The organism is Pseudomonas sp. 382 (assembly GCF_002759075.1).
Classification (GTDB): Bacteria; Pseudomonadota; Gammaproteobacteria; order Pseudomonadales; family Pseudomonadaceae; genus Aquipseudomonas; species Aquipseudomonas vlassakiae.
Window position 1 is genome coordinate 61,701 of sequence record NZ_PEMX01000024.1, and the last position, 19,908, is coordinate 81,608.

10 protein-coding genes are annotated in these 19,908 nt (G+C 63.3%); 6 read left to right on the plus strand and 4 right to left on the minus strand.

Annotated elements, in window-relative coordinates; translation table 11 throughout:
* Positions 1-4: 4 nt before the first annotated feature.
* Positions 5-2,191, plus strand: coding sequence for a patatin-like phospholipase family protein (locus tag CQW31_RS22315; protein WP_099815422.1), 2,187 nt, complete (start codon positions 5-7; stop codon positions 2,189-2,191).
* A 117-nt stretch (positions 2,192-2,308) separates the two neighbouring features.
* Here CQW31_RS22315 and CQW31_RS22320 read toward each other — a convergent pair whose 3' ends face one another.
* Both CQW31_RS22320 and recQ read right to left on the minus strand, forming a co-directional pair.
* A complete protein-coding gene (locus tag CQW31_RS22320; RefSeq protein WP_054886967.1) occupies positions 2,309-2,746 on the minus strand; it encodes a MarR family transcriptional regulator in 438 nt (145 codons plus the stop codon).
* Positions 2,747-2,884: 138 nt separating this feature from the next.
* Positions 2,885-5,029 carry a DNA helicase RecQ gene (recQ, locus tag CQW31_RS22325; protein ID WP_054886968.1) on the minus strand — a complete coding sequence of 715 codons (2,145 nt, stop codon included), beginning with the start codon at positions 5,027-5,029 and terminating at the stop codon, positions 2,885-2,887.
* Between the two features lie 246 nt (positions 5,030-5,275).
* Here recQ and CQW31_RS22335 point away from each other — a divergent pair, with 246 nt between their 5' ends.
* Together CQW31_RS22335 and CQW31_RS22340 are read left to right on the plus strand one after the other, a co-directional pair.
* A complete protein-coding gene (locus tag CQW31_RS22335; RefSeq protein ID WP_099815423.1) occupies positions 5,276-5,863 on the plus strand; it encodes a YecA family protein in 588 nt (195 codons plus the stop codon).
* A gap of 7 nt (positions 5,864-5,870) precedes the next feature.
* Complete coding sequence (locus CQW31_RS22340; RefSeq protein ID WP_054886970.1) at positions 5,871-6,236, plus strand: YbaN family protein; 366 nt, start codon at positions 5,871-5,873, stop codon at positions 6,234-6,236.
* A 44-nt stretch (positions 6,237-6,280) separates the two neighbouring features.
* Here CQW31_RS22340 and CQW31_RS22345 read toward each other — a convergent pair whose 3' ends face one another.
* A complete protein-coding gene (locus CQW31_RS22345) occupies positions 6,281-14,161 on the minus strand; it encodes a retention module-containing protein (protein ID WP_099815424.1) in 7,881 nt (2,626 codons plus the stop codon).
* 468 nt (positions 14,162-14,629) lie between these two features.
* Here CQW31_RS22345 and CQW31_RS22350 point away from each other — a divergent pair, with 468 nt between their 5' ends.
* The 3 genes from CQW31_RS22350 (at position 14,630) to CQW31_RS22360 (ending at position 19,706) form a co-directional block, all read left to right on the plus strand.
* Positions 14,630-16,003 carry a TolC family outer membrane protein gene (locus tag CQW31_RS22350; RefSeq protein ID WP_099815425.1) on the plus strand — a complete coding sequence of 458 codons (1,374 nt, stop codon included), beginning with the start codon at positions 14,630-14,632 and terminating at the stop codon, positions 16,001-16,003.
* Positions 16,004-16,078: 75 nt separating this feature from the next.
* Positions 16,079-18,214, plus strand: a complete 2,136-nt coding sequence (locus tag CQW31_RS22355; RefSeq protein ID WP_099815426.1) for a type I secretion system permease/ATPase — start codon at positions 16,079-16,081, stop codon at positions 18,212-18,214.
* A 139-nt stretch (positions 18,215-18,353) separates the two neighbouring features.
* Positions 18,354-19,706 carry an HlyD family type I secretion periplasmic adaptor subunit gene (locus CQW31_RS22360; RefSeq protein ID WP_099815427.1) on the plus strand — a complete coding sequence of 451 codons (1,353 nt, stop codon included), beginning with the start codon at positions 18,354-18,356 and terminating at the stop codon, positions 19,704-19,706.
* A gap of 103 nt (positions 19,707-19,809) precedes the next feature.
* On the opposite strand, the gene CQW31_RS22365 is transcribed toward CQW31_RS22360, so the two are convergent.
* The coding region (locus tag CQW31_RS22365) for an IS3 family transposase (protein ID WP_143524211.1) at positions 19,810-19,908 on the minus strand (99 nt) is incomplete at its 5' end.

Consider the following 19,908-nt stretch of genomic DNA (forward strand, 5'->3'; position numbering starts at 1 on the left):
CACGATGCGCCGCCTGCTGCTCTGCTTTTTGCTGACGCTCACCACCCTCACCGTATTCGCCGCCGAGCCAGCCCGCCCCAAGGTCGGCCTGGTGCTGTCTGGCGGCGCGGCCCGTGGCCTGGCTCATATTGGCGTGCTCAAGGCACTGGAGGAACAGGGCGTGCGCATCGACGCCATCGCCGGTACCAGTATGGGCGCGGTGGTGGGCGGGCTGTATGCCTCCGGCTACAGCGTCGAAGAACTGGAGAAACTCGCCACCACGCTGGACTGGCAACAGGCGCTCTCCGATGCGCCACCCCGCAAGGACGTGCCGTTCCGGCGCAAGCAGGATGACCGCGACTTCCTGGTCAAGCAGAAGCTGAGTTTTCGCGACGACGGCAGCCTCGGCCTGCCGCTGGGGGTGATCCAGGGCCAGAACCTGGCGCTGCTGCTGGAAAGCAAGCTGGCCCACACTGCTGACACCCGCGACTTCGACAAGCTGCCAATCCCCTTCCGCGCCGTGGCCACCGACATCGCCAGCGGCGAAAAGGTGGTGTTCCGCCGCGGCCACCTGCCGCAGGTGATTCGCGCCAGCATGTCGATCCCGGCGGTATTTGCCCCGGTCGAACTCGACGGTCGCCTGCTGGTGGATGGCGGCATGGTCGACAACATCCCGCTCGACGTGGCCCGGGACATGGGCGTCGACCTGGCCATCGTGGTCGACATCGGCACCCCGCTGCGCGACCGCAAGCAACTGGCCACGGTGGTAGACGTGCTCAACCAGTCGATCACCCTCATGACCCGGCGCAACTCCGAGGAGCAGCTGGCCAGCCTGCACCGCGACGACATCCTCATACAGCCGCAGCTGGCGGCCTTTGGCGTCACCGATTTCGGCCGTGCCCACGACATGATCGACGCCGGCTACCGCGCGACTCGCCTGCTCGACACGCGCCTGGCCGCGTTGCGCCAACCGGAGCATGACGCCAGCCTGGCCGTGGCCCGCTCACCAGGCCAGCGCACACCGGTGATCACCGCGATCAGGATAGAGAACGACTCGAAAGTCAGCGATGACGTGATCCGTTACTACATCCGCCAACCCATCGGCGAGCCCCTGGCGCTCGACCGCCTGCAGACCGACATGGGCACCCTGTATGGCCTGGACTACTTCGACCGGGTGCAGTACCGCGTGGTGCACAAGGGCGATGACAACACCCTGGTGATCAATGCCCGTGGCAAGCGCGGCGGCACCGACTACCTGCGCCTGGGCCTGAACCTGTCCGACGACCTGCGCGGTGACAGTGCCTTCAACCTCGGCGCCAGCTACCGCATGAACGGCATCAACCGCTTGGGCGCGGAGTGGCTGACACGCGCCCAGATCGGCGACCAGCAGGAGCTTTACAGTGAGTTCTACCAGCCGCTGGACGTAGGCTCGCGCTACTTCGTCGCGCCTTACCTGGAACTTGGCTCGCAGAACATCGAAGCGACCCTGGACAACGACCCGATCGCCGAGTACCGCCTCGAGCGCTACGGTTTCGGCCTCAATGTGGGCCGCCAGATCGGCACCTCCGGCGAGGTGCGCCTGGGTGTCGGCAAGGCCTGGGGCGAGGCCGAAGTGCGTATCGGCGATCAGGACCTGCCCAGCGTCAGCTTCAACGAAGGCTTCTACGAGCTGAAGTATTCGTTCGACACCCTCGACAATGTGTACTTCCCGCACCGTGGCGAGGACATCGGCCTGACCTTCCGCAAGTACGACAAGTCGCTGGATTCGGACGAGGACTACCGGCAGTGGCTGCTGAACCTGGACAAGGCATTCAGTGTAGGCCCGAACACTTTCGTGCTGGGTGGGCGCTATGGACGCACACTGGACCCAACGGAGGTGGTGACGTCGAGCTTCGTGCTGGGTGGTGCGAGGGAGCTGTCGGGCTTCCGCCAGGACTCGGTGTCAGGGCAGAACGTCAGCCTGCTGCGGATGGTGTACTACCGGCGCCTGACCCCGCGGGCCTATCTGCCGCTGGACTTCCCGCTGTACATCGGTGGGTCGCTTGAGCGTGGGCGGGCGTGGAACAATGACAATGAGTTCGACAGCGGCTACATCAATGCGGCGAGCATCTTCTTGGGGCTGGAGACGCCGCTCGGGCCGTTGAACCTGAGTTATGGGGCCAACACGGCGAATGAGCAGGCGGTGTACCTGAACCTGGGGCACACCTTCTAGATGGCCGGGGCCGCTTTGCGGCCCTTTCGCGACACGAGGCCGCTCCTACAGAAACATGCGATCCCCTGTAGGAGCGGCCTCGTGTCGCGAAAGGGCTGCGAAGCAGCCCCAGAAAACTCAGGATTTTTCGAGGTTGGCGAGGATCTTGGCATGCACCCGCATGCACACTTCCAGATCGGCCTCGTCCACGCCGGTGAACAGCTCCAGGCGCAGGGCATTGGCAATGGTCTCGATCTGCTCGATCAGCGGTTTGGCCGGTGGGCACAGCAGGATCTTCTTCGCCCGCCGGTCCTCCAGCACCGCCTGGCGACGCACCAGCCCCTGGCTTTCCAGGCTGTCGAGCAGCCGCGCCAGGGTCGGGCCTTCGACGCCCACGCTCTGCGCCAGCTCACGCTGGGTGGGCGCTTGTTCGAAGCGAGCGAGGTGCAACAACACCAGCCAGCGGGCCTGGGACAGGTTGAGCCCGGCCAGGCGGCGGTCCAGCTCGGCACGCCAGCCGCGGGACATCTGCGCCAGCTGCATGCCGAAGCGGTGTTGGTTGTCGGTCAGGGGCATAAGCAACTCATAGACTAGAACTAATTATTAGTCAGCTAACCATGCTCCGGAGCATCAGGCAAGGCTGCCCGCCGCGGAAACTTCTGATAATCGTCAAAAAGGATGACAAACATCAGCAGTTGACGGAAATGCCGCCCTTTAAAGCTCGAACTCCGCTGCCAGCGCCGCACGCACGCAGTACAGCACGCCTTCCGGCACCCGTGCGCCGAACAACGGGGCAATCGCCGATACCGGCGGCAGCTCGCCTTCGCCGTCGAGGAAGGCGTCCTGCACCTCCATCATCAGGTCTTCCGGCAAGTCCAGCGCCTGCTCCAGGCTCAGCTCCTGGCGGCCAAGGGCCTCGGCCAGCAGGCTGTAGACGTTCTTCTCGCTGCAGTTGAGCTGCCCGGCGATCTGCGCCGGGGTCATGCCGGCGCGCGCCAGGCTGACCAGTTCGTGGCGCAGGTCGAGCACCACCTTCGGCGCCTCTTCGGTGCCACCAGCGCCGTTGAGCACTTCGAGGAAGGCCTGGCCATAGCGCTCCAGCTTGCGCGCACCGACGCCGCTGACCTGTGCCATGTCGCTGAGGCTGGTCGGCTGGCTGCGGAGCATTTCCAGCAGGGTGGAATCGGGGAAAATGACGTAGGGTGGCACGCTGTGCTCTTCGGCCAGCTTGCGCCGCAGGGTGCGCAGCGCCTCCCACAGTTCGCGCTCCTCGGTGCGCACCAGCTGGCTGGCCGGGCTGCCGCCGCTGGTCGACGTCTTGGCCACAGTCTGTGGCTTGAGGTCGCGGCGCAGCTGCAGGTTAACCTCGCCGCGCAGCAGCGGCCGGCAGCTGTCGGACAGGCGCAAGCCACCGTAGCCTTCCAGGTCGATGTCGACCAGGCCGCGTGCCACCAGCTGACGGAACAACGAACGCCATTCGGCTTCGGCCAGGCCCTTGCCGACCCCGAACACCGAAAGCTTCTCATGGCCGAAATTGCGTACTTTCTCGGTGTCCTTGCCCAGCAGCACATCGACCAGATGGCCGACGCCGTAGCGCTGGCCGGTGCGGAACACGGCCGACAACGCCTGGCGGGCCGGCTCGGTGGCGTCCCAGGTCTGGATCTGGTCGACGCAGTTGTCGCAGTGGCCACAGGGTTGTTCGAGGGTTTCGTCGAAATAGGCCAGCAGTGCCTGGCGGCGGCAGCGGGTTTCTTCGCACAGGGCCAGCATGGCGTCGAGCTTGTGCTGTTCGATGCGCTTGTGGCGCTCGTCACCCTCGGAGTTCTGCAGCATCTGCTTGAGCATCACCATGTCCTGCAGGCCGTAGGCCATCCAGGCATCCGATGGCAGACCGTCGCGGCCGGCGCGGCCGGTTTCCTGGTAATAGGCCTCGAGCGACTTGGGCAAGTCGAGGTGAGCAACGAAGCGTACGTTGGGCTTGTCGATACCCATGCCGAAGGCAATGGTGGCGACCATGATCAGCCCTTCCTCGTTGAGGAAGCGATGCTGGTTGGCGGCGCGCGTCTCGGCGGCAAGGCCGGCGTGGTAGGGCAACGCCGGGAAACCCTGCTCGCAGAGGAACGCTGCGGTTTCATCGACCTTCTTGCGCGACAGGCAGTAGACGATGCCGGCGTTGCCTCGCCGCTCACCGAGGAAGGCCATCAACTGCTTGCGTGGCGCCTCCTTGGGCACGATGCGGTAGAAGATGTTCGGCCGGTCGAAGCTCGACAGGAAGCGCTCGGCGCCCTGCAGGTGCAGGCGCTGGACGATCTCCTCGCGGGTCCGCATGTCGGCGGTGGCGGTCAGGGCGATGCGCGGCACATGGGGGAACAGTTCGGCCAGTTGCCCGAGCTGCAGGTACTCCGGGCGGAAGTCATGGCCCCATTGCGAGACGCAGTGGGCTTCATCGATGGCGAACAGCGAAATGTCGAGGCCGCGCAGGAAGTCGAGCATGCGCGGCTGCACCAGGCGCTCCGGCGCCAGGTAGAGCATCTTCACTTCGCCGCGGCGCAGGCGCCCGGCCAGGTCCCGCTGCTGCTCCGGGCTCAGGGTGGAGTTGAGCGCCGCGGCGGCGACACCGAGTTCGTCGAGGGTGGCGACCTGGTCGTCCATCAGCGCGATCAGCGGCGACACCACCACCGTCAGGCCCGGGCGCAACAAGCCAGGCACCTGGAAGCACAGGGACTTGCCGCCGCCGGTGGGCATCAGCACCAAGGCATCGCCGCCATTGGCCACGCATTCGATGATCGCTGCCTGGCGCCCACGGAAACTGTCGTAACCGAAGATATCCTTGAGAACGCGCTGAGCCTGTTCGAGCATGTGCAACTCCACAAATCGCCGTACCATCCTGGACACAGGCTGGACGATAAACCCGCTCCGCACACGCCAAAAGCGTAAGCGGCTTTTGCCAGATGGCCGGGGAAAACCCGGCCCTGGATGAAAAACGGCGGAGTATACCGTAGTGACGGCCCGCACAGGATGCACGGTGACAGACGTTCCCTTTGCCCCGCTGCCGCCGCATGGTGCTAGAATTCACTATCGTTTATTCCCCAAGGTAGCCCTGTAATGTCCTTCGCCGAGCAACTGACCCGCCTGCAAGCCTTCCTCGACGCCGATGAGCTGCACGAAGAAGCGCTGGACTACGTCGCCGCACACGGCTACCTGACCGCGCTGTCGATCTGCTCCGAGGACGTCCCCGAGCGTGAATGGATCGACGCGCTGTTTGCCGAAGAGCCCCATTACGCCAGCGATGCCCAGCGCACCGAGATCGAAGCGACGCTGGTGGCCCTCAAAGCCCACATCGCCCGCCAGCTGGCCAGCGACGAGGAATTCGACCTGCCCTGCGACCTGGACCTGACCGACGAGCCGGACGATTCCGACCTGCGTGGCTGGTGCATCGGCTTCATGGAGGGCGTGTTCCTGCGCGAAGAGGCCTGGTTCGAGGACGCCGAGGAAGAAGTCAGCGAGATGCTGCTGCCGATCATGGTCGGTTCCGGCCTGTTCGACGAACAGCCTGAGTTCGCCGACATCGCCAGCAATGCCAACCTGCAGGACGACATGATCGTGCAAATCCCGGAAGCGCTGAGCGCGCTGTTCCTGCTGCTGCACGCTCCAGACGAAAAGCCGGCGCTGCTCAAGCCACGTCACCACTGAGTCGGCCGTGCGCTACCTGCTGCTGGCCATCGGCTGGCTCAGTGTTGCGCTGGGGGTGCTGGGGATCTTCCTGCCGGTGTTGCCCACCACACCGTTCCTGCTGCTGGCGGCGGCCTGCTTCGCCCGCAGCTCGCCGCGCTTTCACGATTGGCTGGTCAACCACCCCAAGCTGGGACCGTGGATCCGTGACTACCTGAGCGGCGAAGGCATACCGCTCAAGGGCAAGGTCTACGCCATCGGCCTGATGTGGGCGAGCATCGGCCTGTCCTGTTACCTGGTGCCGCTGTTCTGGGCCAGGGCGTTCATGCTCACCAGTGCGGTGCTGGTGAGCCTGTATATCCTCAAGCAAAAGACCTTGCGCCGGCCGGGCTGAGCCCTGCTACCGCCTGTGCCCGCGAAGAGGCCGGCACAGGCAAATTAGACCGTATCCACCTTCAACGAATGATCATTGATCATCCCGTTGATGATGGTCGCAGTATCCTGCCCTGCCGAAATCACTCCGCCCGCCCCCGCGGTCACCCCGTAATGCTGGGCCAGGTCGACCCCTGCCAGGTCGATGGTCTGGGTCGGCGCCGCCCCTGCCACACTGCTCACTTCGATGGTCGAGACCACGCTGGTACCGCTGCCGCTGACCTTGAAGTGCAGGTAGTCATCCAGCGAGGCCGCCGTGGCATTCTCACCCTGCAGCAGTTGCGACAGGTCCAGGTGGTCGCTGCCCGGGGTGAAGTCGGTCACCGTGTCATGCCCAGTGTCGCCCTTCTGCCAGACGAAGGCGTCGTTGCCGTTGCCTCCGGTCATGATGTCGTCGCCTGGCCCGCCGATGAGGATGTCATTGCCATCGCCACCCTTGAGCACATCATTGCCCAGGCCACCGTTGAGCAGGTTGTCGCCGGAATCACCGATCAGGGTGTCGTTGTGGTCGGAGCCGATCAGGTTCTCGATGCCGGTCAAGGTATCGATGCCAGCGGCACCGGTATCCTGCGGGCCAATATGGCTCAGGTCGACCGTCACCCCTCCAGTGGCCGAGGCATAACTGACGGTGTCGTTGCCCGCCCCGCCGTCGAGCAGGTCGTTGCCAAGGCCGCCGATCAACAGGTCATTGCCGTTGCCGCCGTGCAGGGTGTCATTGCCCGAACCACCTACCAGCACATCATGGCCGTCACCACCATCGAGGAGGGTGTCGACGTTGCTTGCCATCAATACATCATTGCCTGCCGTTCCGGTCAGGGTAGTGCCGGCGTGGTAGGTGATATCCACCGCGCCAATAGCACTGCCGCCATGACCATCGCTGACCGTGTAGCTGGCCTGATGCACTTCGTTCACGGCATTGCTGTAGTCGACCACCAGGCTCAGCTTGTAGTTTTCGGCGGCCTTGCTGTAGTCCGACGGGTTGGCCTGATTGACCACATGGATGCTGTACACCCCGTCATGGCTGGCAGTGAAGCTGCCACCATCGGCGATGGGCTGGTAGCTGCCATTGGCATCCTTCCACTCCAGGCTCAGGTTGCCGTCGGGGCGATCATGGTCCAACTGCAGGGTTTCGCCCTTGCGCAGGCTGACGGTGATCACGTCCTCGCCATTGGCGTTGCTGCTGCTGATGTTGCCGAGGTAGCCGAGCACCACGAGCGCCGCGGTCATGCTGCCGGCGGCAGTGGTGAACGCACTGCGGTCCAGGGCCTTGAACTGGTTGTCGAGCGTATCGCCCTGGCCATCGAAGGTGATGGCAGGCACGCCATTGCCGAGCGTGAAGCCGGCTCCCTTGTCGGCAAAGTGGGTGTTGACGGTGATCGGCTCCGCGTTCAAGTGGTCGCTGTCCAGATCACTGTCATTGGCCAGCAGCACTTCGGACGGCAAGGTGATGCTGGAACCGGTGATGTTGGTGATGACATGGTCGGCCACCGCCACCGGTGCATGGTTGCCATTGATCATTATCAGCAGGTCAGCACTGCTGGTATCGCCGTCATTGTCGCTGACCATGAAGCCGATACGCTCGGGCGGGCTGCTGTCATTGCCATTGGGTGGCGTGTAGGTGAACTCGCCAGTGTCCATGTTCACCAGCAGGCTGCCGCCCAGGCTGGTCTTGATGGTGAGGGTGTTGCCCGTGGTGTCGAAGCTGGCGTTGTCGGCGCCACCGCTGGCCAGGTAACCGCCCTGCCCCGCGTTGGCTTTCGGGTCATAGGTGTAGGTGGTGCCGTCCACCAGCAGGGCCTTGATGAAGCCGCCATCGGCACCGAAGGTGCCATCGCTTAGCAGGCTGCCGGTAATCGGCGAACCTTGTACGGTGCCCGACAGCACGCCATAAAGTTGGTTGAAGTCGTTGACGATCACCGCGTTGGTGTCGGTATGGCTGTTGCCATCATAGGCCAACGGGTTCAGGTTGCCCGCGTTGACGTCCTGACCCAAGCCAATGGCGTAGGATTTGATGCCATTGCTGTCGAGGAACGTCTCCCAGCTGGTTTCGCGGGGCGCGGTCATGGCATGCCCGGAGCTGGGCTCGCCATCGGAGAAGAAGTAGCTGACATTCTGTGCACCGGCCAGCTTGCCATTCTGGGCAAAGGCCGTCTGGGCAGCGGTGGCCGCGCTGTCGTAGTAGGTCGAACCGCCAGCATGCAAGCCGCTGACGATCGACTTGGCGACCTCGATGCTGACCCACTCCGCCGACTGAATGTGCGCCCCACCGCTGAAGGTGACGACCTGCACCTTGATGTCGCCCATGCCGTCGTACTTGTCGAGCAGCGCAGCGATGGCGTGTTTGGCCGCGTCCAGGCGGGTCAGGCCGGGTATGCCGGAAGCAGAATCCATGCTGCCGGACACATCGATCACCAACAGGATGTTGGAATCCAGCTTGCCCGGCGTGATGCTGCGTTCGGCGCAGACCGCATTGGGTACGTCGTCGACAACGGTGATGGCGATGTTGCTGGTGACGCTGTGGCCCAGCGCGTCGGTGGCCTTGTAGGTGAAGTAGTCGACTGCCGAATCGGCACCCGGGGTATTGGCCGGCGAAGTCAGCGTGTAGGTGTAGCTGCCGTCAGGGTTGACGCTGATCTGCCCGTACTGGCCGACAGCGTTGCCCACCAGGCTGTAGGTCAGCGCCCCCACGCCACCGGAAACCGACCCAACCAGCGAGCCGGATGCGGTTTCGCCGGTCGATGTCGGATCGCTGCCAACGGTGGTGCCCGCAGCCAGGTCGTTGCCATCCTTGTGCAGGTCGAGGGCTTTCTCGTACACCGTGACATCACGGTCCCCGCAGGCCACGAGGCTGGCATCGTGCACGTTGATGGTGATCGTCGTGGTGCTTTCGTCACCGTCGGCATCGCGAATGGTGTAGACGAAGGTGTCAACGGCATCCCGTGGCGACACCGCGTCCGGGTTGGAGTGGTAAACCGCGTTGCCCTTTTCATCGAGGGTCAGGTAGCCATACTGGCCATTGACCTGGGTGTTCAGCTGGCCGATGGCCGAGGTACTGGTGTCGTTACCGGCACGCACGCCAACCACGTAGTTGCCATCGCTGCGCACATCGGCCCCGACCACGTCGTTGTACATCACATTACCGCGCACCTCGTCACCCTTGTACACGCTGACAAAATCGCAATGGGCTTGGGGCACGTCGTCGACGATGGAGATGACGATGGTGCTGGTGGCCGAATGGCCATAGGCGTCCTGGACCTGGTAGGTAAAGGACTCCGTCACGGTGTTGGCGCCGTCGTTGGCATGGGTCGGCGAGTTGGCCGGTGAGGTCAGGGTATAGGTGTAGCTGCCGTCGGCATTCAGGTGAAGCTGGCCGTACTGCCCGACAGCATTACTGACCAGGCTGTAGGACAACGCGCCTAAACCACCACTGGCCAATCCGACCAAGCTGCCAGACGCGGTTTCGAGAGGTGATGTCGGGTCGCTGCCGGTAACGGTACCTGCGGCGAGATCGCTGCCGTCCTTGCTCAAGTCCAGCGCTTTTTCGAACACCGTGACGCCACCGTCCCTGCACACTTCGATACGCGGGTCATGCACGTTGATGGTGACCGTCGTGGTGCTTTCGTCACCGTCGGCATCGCGAATGGTGTAAACGAAAGTGTCCACTGCATCACGCGGCGACACCACGTCCGGGTTGGAGTGGTAAACCGCATTGCCCTTTTCATCGAGGGTCAGGTAGCCGTACTGGCCATTCACCTGGGTGTTCAGCTGGCCGATGGCCGAAGTGGATGTGTCGCTGCCAGCGCGCACACCGACCACATAGTTGCCATCGCTGCGCACATCAGCCCCGACCACATCGTTGTACATCAGGTTGCCGCGCACCTCGTCGCCCTTGTACACGCTGGTGTAATCGCTGTGGGCTTGCGGCACGTCGTCGACGATGGTGATGACAATGGTGCTGGTGGTTGAATTGCCGACCGCGTCTTTCACCTGGTAGGTGAAGGTTTCGGTCACGCTGTTGGGGCCGTCATTGGTGTGGGTCGGCGAGTTGGCCGGTGAGGTCAGGGTGTAGGTGTAGGAGCCGTCGGCGTTCAGGTGAAGCTGACCGTACTGGCCCGTGGCATCGCTCACCAGGCTGTAGGTCAACGCACCGACACCGCCGCTGGCAGAGCCGACCAGGGTGCCGGAGGCGGTTTCGCGGCTCGAGTCCGGGTCGCTGCCGGTGACACTGCCGGCGGCCAGGTCGTTGCCGTCCTTGTGCAGGTCCAGGGCGTTTTCGTACACCGTGACATCACGGTCCTCGCAGGCCATCAGCGAATTGTGGACGTTGATGGTGATCGTCGTGGTACTTTCATCGCCGTCGGCATCGCGAATGGTGTAGACGAAGGTGTCCACTGCATCACGCGGCGACACCACGTCCGGGTTGGAGTGGTAAACCGCATTGCCCTTTTCATCGAGGGTCAGGTAACCGTACTGGCCATTCACCTGGGTGTTCAGCTGGCCGATGGCCGAGGTGGATGTGTCGCTGCCGGCGCGCACGCCGACCACATAGTTGCCATCAGTGCGCACATCGGCACCGACCACATCGTTGTACATCACATTGCCGCGCACTACGTCGCCCTTGTACACACTGGTGTAATCGCTGTGGGCTTGCGGCACGTCGTCGACGATGGTGATGACAATGGTGCTGGTGGTTGAATTGCCGACCGCGTCTTTCACCTGGTAGGTGAAGGTTTCGGTCACGCTGTTGGGGCCGTCATTGGTGTGGATCGGCGAGTTGGCCGGTGAGGTAAGTGTGTAGGTGTAGCTGCCGTCAGCGTTCAGGTGAAGCTGACCGTACTGGCCCGTGGCATCGCCCACCAGGCTGTAGGTCAACGCACCGACACCGCCGCTGGCAGAGCCTGCCAAGCTGCCGGAAGCGGTTTCACGAGTCGAGTCCGGGTCGCTGCCGGTGACGCTGCCTGCGGCCAGGTCACCGCCATCCTGATGGGTATCCAGAGCGCTCTCGTGGACCGTTACCCCGCCCACGGGGCCGGCAACGAGCGAGCAGTCCTGCACATTGATCGTGATGGTCGTGGTGCTCTCGTCACCGTCAGTGTCGCGGATGGTGTAGACGAAAACGTCGCTGGCGCCTTGCGGCAGCACCGCATTCGGGTTGGCGTGATAGACCGCATTACCCGCCGCATCAATGGTCAAGGTGCCGTACTGGCCCAGGATCTCGGTGTTGAGATTGCCGATGGCCGATGTCGACGTATCGGAGCCGGCACGCGCACCGATCACGACATTGCTGGTGCCCGCCTGGTCCGCACCCAGTTTGTCGTTCCACAAGACATTGCCTGTGGCTGTCCCGCCTTCAACCACGCTGGTGCTATCCGCGCTCGCCTGCGGCACGTCATCGACGATGTTGACATCCAGGCTGCCGGTGGCGGTGCTGCCATCGACATCCTTGGCGACCACGTCGAAGTGTTCGCTGATGCTGTTGGCACCGGCACCGTTGGGGTGGCTGCCATTGTCGGTCAGGGTGTAGCTGTAGCTCACCACCCCGGTGGCAGAGTTGTAACCGGTGATGGTCAGGGTGTTGCCTTGCGCCGTGACCAGCGATTGCGGGAAGCCGACGGCCACGCCGTCAGTGACCACGGCGATGCCGCCCACGCTCAGGCTTTGCAGGCCATCCGGTGCAGTGACCTTGAACGTGCCTTGCTGGGTCAGCGCATTCGCATCCGGCGAGGTGCCGTCGCTCAGGTTCTTCTCGTAGACGGTCAGCTCGCCGTTCTGCAGGTCCAGGCCGTTGAGGGTCACCGGGTCGTTGAGGTTGCTGATGTTCAGCGTCAGGGTCGCCGTGCTGGTATCGCCGTCAGCGTCCTTGATCGTGTAGGTGAAATGCTCCACACCCTCGCCGCCACCGCCAAGGTTCTTGAAGTCCGGGGCGTTGGGGTTGAGCGTGTAGGTGTAGGATCCGTCTGCGGCCAGGACCAACGTGCCGTAGGTGCCGGTGTAAGTACCGGCGATCACAGGGCCGCCAACAACGCGGTCAGCGCCCTGGATATCGTTGCCCAACACGTTACCGGTCAGCTCGACGTGCTGTTCGGTTGCCGTCACCGCGTTGCTGTCGTCCACCGCTTTCGGCACGTCGTCGACGATGTTCACATCCAGGCTGCCGGTGGCAGTGCTGCCATCAACGTCCTTGGCGACCACGTCGAAGTGTTCGCTGAGGCTGTTGGTACCGGCACCGTCCGGGTGGCTGCCGTTGTCGGTCAAGGTGTAGCTGTAGCTCACCACCCCGGTGGCAGAGTTGTAACCGGTGATGGTCAGGGTGTTGCCTTGCGCCGTGACCAGCGATTGCGGGAAGCCGACGGCCACGCCGCCAGTTACCACGGCGATGCCGCCCACGCTCAGGCTTTGCAGGCCATCCGGTGCAGTGACCTTGAACGTGCCTTGCTGGGTCAGCGCATTCGCATCCGGCGAGGTGCCGTCGCTCAGGTTCTTCTCGTAGACGGTCAGCTCGCCGTTCTGCAGGTCCAGGCCGTTGAGGGTCACCGGGTCGTTGAGGTTGCTGATGTTCAGCGTCAGGGTCGCCGTGCTGGTATCGCCGTCAGCGTCCTTGATCGTGTAGGTGAAATGCTCCACACCCTCGCCGCCACCGCCAAGGTTCTTGAAGTCCGGGGCGTTGGGGTTGAGCGTGTAGGTGTAGGATCCGTCTGCGGCCAGGACCAACGTGCCGTAGGTGCCGGTGTAAGTACCGGCGATCACAGGGCCGCCAACAACGCGGTCAGCGCCCTGGATATCGTTGCCCAGCACGTTACCGGTCAGCTCGACGTGCTGTTCGGTTGCCGTCACCGCGTTGCTGTCATCGAATGCCTGCGGCGCATCATCATGGATGATCACATCGAGCGAGCCTTGGGCGAAATCGCCGTCACTGTCACTGACGAGCACCTGCAAATGCTCGGTCAACGACCTGGCCCCATCGTTTTCGATATGTTGTCCGGATGCAGTGAGTGTATAGCTGTAACTTACCTGGCCAGTGTCAGGGTTGTAGCCAGTAATCGTCAGGATGTTACCTAGCCCGGTGGTGATCGACTGTCCAACGCCCGTCACCACACCGCCCGTCACCACATTGATGCCACCGACACTGAGATTGAACACGCCATCCTGTGCCACCACGGTAAAGCGGCCCTGTTGGGTCAGTGCCATCGCATCACTGGCAGAACCCAGTGGCAGATTCGCCTCGTTCAGGCTCAGTTCACCCGGGGCGATGTTCAGGCCCAGCAAGGTGACGGGATGATTTTCGTCTACTGACGGGATGGTCGGCTCCGTAGGTCCCGTGCCGCCATTGCCGTTGTCACCTGCCACGGGCCGACCGTTGAGCGTACTGCCATTGCTGGGGTCGAGGCCGCCTACTTCGCGGTTGGCAAGTTCGGGAAAACCATTGAAACCTGCCGTCGGGAAGCCCACCACCGGATCGACACGGGCGCCGACCTCATCAAGTATGACGAAACTGTGACCACCCCCCAGCGCCCCGGAGACACTAGGGCTGCCTGAGCCGGCGGCGGTTGCCTCGGCGCTCTGGGTCGGGTCGTCGCCTGCGGCAATCGCCTGCTGGATACGCTCCACATCACTCAATTGTGCGTCGCTCGGCGCTACGTCGTGGGCCGGTGCATGGGGGGCCCGGTTGGCCAGCAGGTCTGGCGTCATCTCCAGGCTGCTGTCGCGGCCCAGGGTCAACTCGGCACCGTTCTGCAGGCGCACCGCCACGGCCCCTGCAGCCCCCGTCTCCAGCTGCTCGCCCACGAACAGGCGGTCACCTTCGATCAAAGGGCGCCGACTTCCATCGCTGGCGACTGCGAATACCTGGCCAATCACCTTGCTGACCACACCGACATACTTAGCCATGAGCGCACGCCTCCCCTTACTGGTGGGCTACATCAGCCAGTGACATTGCGCAGGCAGGTGCAGGCATGGGCTACGAAACCGTTCGACGGTAAGACTCGTACGCTCAGGCACTACTTTGGCGATAGTAATAATGTAAGTTGGCCATCAATTTCTGCCAATTTTTTGTCGCCAAATACTGCTTTCACCTAACCCCTCTACGTCCTTAGCTGCAAAAAATATGGAACTTGCCGCAGTGCTTGTACATCGCGCCCTGTAACGACTCGCGAATTCACTTGGATGAAACAATGTCTTGCTTTCCTTAGACCGCATAAGTTTTTTTTCGCATAACCATTATGAAAAAATCTTCTTAGATCGCCCGTCAAATGTTCTTAGCTCTGTTGTTACAAACATGAAACGGTTTGGATAATAAAATTCGTCATTTTTTTGGCGAAAAGCAGGAATTTTTTGTGACCAGGGAGAAGTAGCCCCATGCGCGTTTTAACCCCCCTCGCCAGCGCCATGTTGATAGCCATGGCATGCACGAACGTCGAGGCGATGTCCCTCAACGAAGCCATCCAGAGTGCCGTGGATTACCACCCGCAGATCAGCTCCAATCGCAACAGCAAGCTTTCGGCCGATGAGGATGTCAAATTCGCCCGCGGTGGTTACTACCCGACCGTGGATCTGGTGGCAGGTTATGGGCGTCAGCGCTCGGACAACCTCAACACCCGTGGTATCAACCCGGACGGCACGACCAACCACAACAAGGAAACCCTCAACTACACACAGTCGGAACTGCGCCTGCGGCAAATGATCTTCGACGGTTTCAACACCGCCAATGAAGTGGGCCGCACCGAGGCGGTGGCGACCTCTCGCGCCTACTACACCCAGGCCATCGCCCAGGATGTCGCCTTGCGCACCGTGGAGGTGTACCTGGAAGTGCTCAAGCGCCGGGAGCTTGTGGACCTGGCCAAGAACAACCTGCAGGCGCACTTGCGCGTCAACGACCAGATCGGCCTGCGTAGCGAACGCGGTGTCGGCAGCACCGCCGACCTCGATCAGTCCCGCGCCCGTCGCGCCCTTGCAGAAAACAACCTGGACACTGCCGAAGTCGACCTCGCCGATGCCGAAGCCAACTTCTATAGTGTGGTCGGCCAGATGCCAGACGAACTGGAAGGGCCGCGCTCGATCAAGGTTGATGTGCCAGGCACGCTGGACGAAGCACGCGAAGCCATGCGCCAGAACAACCCTTACCTGAAGTCGGCCCAGGCCGACGTCAATGCCGCGGAACAGCAATACGAAGTGGCCAAGTCGCCGTTCTACCCGCGTCTGGACGCGGTGCTGGCCACCGGTGCCAACAACAACATCGGCGGCGAGCGAGGCCACAGCAACAACGACTGGCAGGCCGGCGTCGAGCTCAGTTACAACCTGTTCCGTGGCGGCAGTGACAAAGCCCGGCTGCAATCTGACGCGCACAAGATCAACCAGGCCCTGGACATCCGCAACAATGCCCTGCGCGAGCTGACCGAAAACCTCAGGTTGTCCTGGAACGCGATGAACAACGCCCGCAAGCAGACCCCGACCGCACGCGAATACGCCGAGACCACTCAGCGCGTGCGCGCCGCCTATCAGGACCAGTTCGGCCTGGGCCAGCGCACCCTGCTCGACGTGCTCGACAGCGAAAACGAGCTGTACAACGCCAACCGCCGTTACACCGAAGTGCGTTATACCGAAGAGTATTCGATGTACCGGGTACTGGCGACCATGGGTGAACTGCTCAGCAAGCAACGCATTTCGTTACCACCAGAGGCTATCGCCAACAACGACGTCCGCACCGAAGCCAGATTGCCCGACATGCGCTGAGCGTCGCCCGCACTGGCACGGATCGCCTGCACAGCAAAACCATCCACCTGGCGGGAGTAGGCCATCGTGACCAGTATGCAAAGTGCGCAACCGCGCCCGGATGTCGATGACCCGCTGCTCGATGGCCTGCTGATACTCTGCCGGCTGCATGGCCGCCCGGCCAGCCGCGCCAGCCTGTGCAGCGGCCTGCCATTGGCCCAGCGACGTCTGGGCGCGGACTTGCTGCCGCGGGCTGCGGCGCGTGCCGGGCTGCAAGCGCGGGTGCTGGAGCGGGCGCTGGATGATATCTCGGCGCTCAACCTGCCAGTGCTGCTGTTGCTCGACAATGGCCGCAGCGCGGTGTTGCAGCGCTGGGGCGATGACGGCCGAGCGCTGATCCTGCCCTGCGAAGCTGAAGGCGGCGAACAATGGGTCGAGCGCGAAGCACTGCAGCAGGCCTACAGCGGCCACGCCCTGTTCGCCCGCCCACGGCATACCCTCGAAGATGTGCGCTCACCGCTGTTGCCGCGGGTCAACGCCTGGTTCCGCGACACCCTGCGCCATTCACGTTGGTTGTATGGCGACGCCCTGCTGGCCAGCCTGCTGATCAACCTGCTCGGCCTGATGGTGCCGCTGTTCGTGATGCAGACGTACGACCGCGTGGTCCCCAACCAGGCGCTGTCGACCTTGTGGGTGCTGGTCGCTGGCCTGTTCATCGGCACCGCCTTCGAGCTGGTGCTGCGCATGGTCCGCGCCCACTTGCTGGACCAGGCCGGCAAGAAGACCGACCTGATCCTCTCCGCTACCCTGTTCGAGCGCATCACCGGCATGGCGATGAAGGCCAAGCCCGCCACTATCGGTGGTTTCGCCCAAAGCATCCATGACTTTCAGGGCCTGCGTGAATTCCTCACCGCAGTCACCCTGACCAGCATCATCGACCTGCCCTTCGTGGCGCTGATGCTGCTGGTGATCGGCCTGCTCGGTGGCTGGCTGGTGCTGATCCCGCTGATCGCCTTCCCGCTGGCAGTAGGCTTTGCCCTGGCCATCCAGGCCCGCCTGCGCGACACCGTGCAAAAAAGCCTGAGCCTCGGCGCCGTGCGCCAGGCGCTGTTGATCGAAACCCTCGGCGGCCTGGAAACCCTCAAGGCCTGCGGCGCCGAAAGCGAACGCCAGTATCAGTGGGAGCACACCAACGCCGCCATCGCCCGCCTCGACGCCCACGCCCGCAACCTGTCGTCGCTGGCCAGCAACGGCACGCTGTTCATTCAGCAGTTCTGCGGCATGGCCACCATCGTTGCCGGGGTGTACAGCATCATCGCCGGCAACCTCAGCGTTGGCGCCCTGGTCGCCAGCTACATGCTCGGCAGCCGCGTCCTCGCCCCGCTCGGCCAGATAGCTGGGCTGATCACCCGCTACCAACAGGCGCAGCTGACCATGCGCAGCACCGACGCACTGATGGCCCTGCCCCAGGAACGTCAGCTCGATCAGCAGGCCCTGGAGCACACCACGCTCAAGGGCGGTCTGGCGCTGAGCCACATCACCTTCCGCTACCCGGGGCAAGTCAGCCCGGCACTGCACGATGTGAACCTGACCATCACCCCCGGCGAGCGCATCGGCATCATCGGCCGCAGCGGCTCGGGCAAGAGCACCCTCGGGCGCCTGTTGATGGGCTTCCATCACCCCGACGAAGGCCAGGTGCTGCTGGACAACCTTGACCTGCGCCAGCTGGACATCGCCGACCTGCGCAGCCAGATCGGCTACGTGGCCCACGACCTGTCACTGCTGGCCGGCAGCCTGCGCGACAACCTGACCCTCGGCGCCCGCCACATCAGCGATGCGCGCATGCTCGAAGTGGCCGAACTGACGGGCGTCAGCGAGCTGGCCCGGCAACACCCCAACGGTTTCGACCGCCCGGTAGGCGAGCGCGGCCAGTTGCTCTCCGGCGGCCAGCGCCAGGCTGTGCTGCTGGCTCGCGCACTGCTGCTGGAACCGCCGATCCTGATCCTCGACGAACCCACCAGCCACATGGACAACAGTAGCGAAGAGCAACTGCGCCAGCGCCTGCTGAGCTGGGTGCCAGGCAAGACCGTGCTGCTGGTCACCCATCGCACCGCGATGCTCAGCCTGGTGGAGCGGCTGGTGGTACTGGACAACGGCAAGATCGTCGCCGACGGGCCGAAGGATGCGGTTGTCGACGCCTTGCGCAAGGGCCGTATCGGCTCGGCCCTTTGACTCAACATACTCAACCCTGTGGGAGCGGGCGTGCCCGCGAAGCAGACACCGCGGTGTGTGGCACCGGCTTTGCCGGTGTTCGCGGGCAAGCCCGCTCCCACAGGGACCGCGCCTTGCCACTGAGACAAGTGAGGTAGGCATGTCCTTGAGCCACAACATCCGTAGCAGCCATGGCGCCGACAAACGGGCCGAACGCGACTACATGCCGGAACTGGCCGGCGCCACCCTGCAGGATTCGCCACGCCTGTCGCGGCTGACCGTGTGGCTGGCCGCCGCGCTATTGCTGGTGGCGCTGGTCTGGGCCAGCCTGGCGGTGCTCGACGAAGTGACGGTCGGCGAAGGCAAGGCCATCCCGTCGAGCAAGGTGCAGGTGGTGCAGAACCTCGAAGGCGGCATCGTTACCGAGATTTTCGTGCGCGAAGGGCAGATGGTCGAAAAAGGCGCCACGTTGCTGCGCCTGGACGACACCCGCTTCAAGTCCAACAAAGGCGAAAGCGAGGCTGACCGTTATGCCCTGACCGCCCAGGTCGAGCGCCTGTCGGCGGAAGCCGAGGGCCGCCCGTTCGTGCTTTCGGATGAAGTACGTGCCAAGGCGCCGCAGGTCGCCGAAGACGAGATCGCCCTGTACGGTTCGCGCCAGCGGCGCCTGGCCAGCGAAAAACAGACCCTCAACGAACAACTGCGGCAGAAGAACCAGGAGCTGGCCGAGTTCCGTTCCAAGGTCGACCAGTACCGCTCGGCCGTAGCACTGCTGCAGCAGGAGACGGACATGTCAGCGCCGCTGGTGAGCAAGGGCGCCATCTCGCCGGTGGAGATCCTGCGCCTCAAGCAACGCACCGTGGAAGCCCGCGGCCAGCTCAATGCCACCAGCCTGGCCATTCCCCGCGCCGAGGCAGCGATCGCCGAGATCAAGAGCAAGATCGAGGAGTCTGATGCAAGCTTCCGCTCGGACGCAGCCAAAGAGCTGAATGACAAGCGCACCGAGCTGTCCAAGATCACCGCCACCAGCATCGCCATCGACGACCGGGTCAACCGCACCACAGTGGTATCGCCCGTGCGCGGCATCGTCAAGTTGCTCAAGGTCAACACCATTGGCGGCGTGGTGCAGCCGGGCAGCGACCTGGTGGAGATCGTGCCGATCGAAGACAACCTGCTGATCGAGGCCAAGGTGCGCCCGCAAGACGTGGCCTTCCTGCACCCGGGGCAACCGGCGATGGTCAAGTTCAGTGCCTATGACTACACCATCTACGGCGGGCTCAAGGCCAAGCTGGAGCTGATCAGCGCCGACACCGTCACCGATGACAAGGGCAATGCGTTCTACCTGATTCAGGTGAGGACCGAGAAGAACCACCTGGGTGGGGACAACAAGCCATTGCTGATCATCCCCGGGATGGTGGCCACGGTGGATATCATCACCGGGCAGAAGAGTGTGCTGGATTATCTGCTCAAGCCGGTGCTCAAGGCACGGACCGAGGCGCTGCGGGAAAGATGAACAGCCTTTCGGGCCCTCTTCGCGGGCAAGCCCGCTCCCACAGGATCACCGCTGGCCGTGAAATCTGCGCAGTACTGGACTGCCCCCTAAAAGTTGGACAGTTCTATGCTGCAGCCTGAGCCCTGTACTCAACAGGGCTCAGGCCATTGAGCTTCAGTTTGATGCGGTCATGGTTGTAGTAGCGGATGTACTCGTCCAGGCC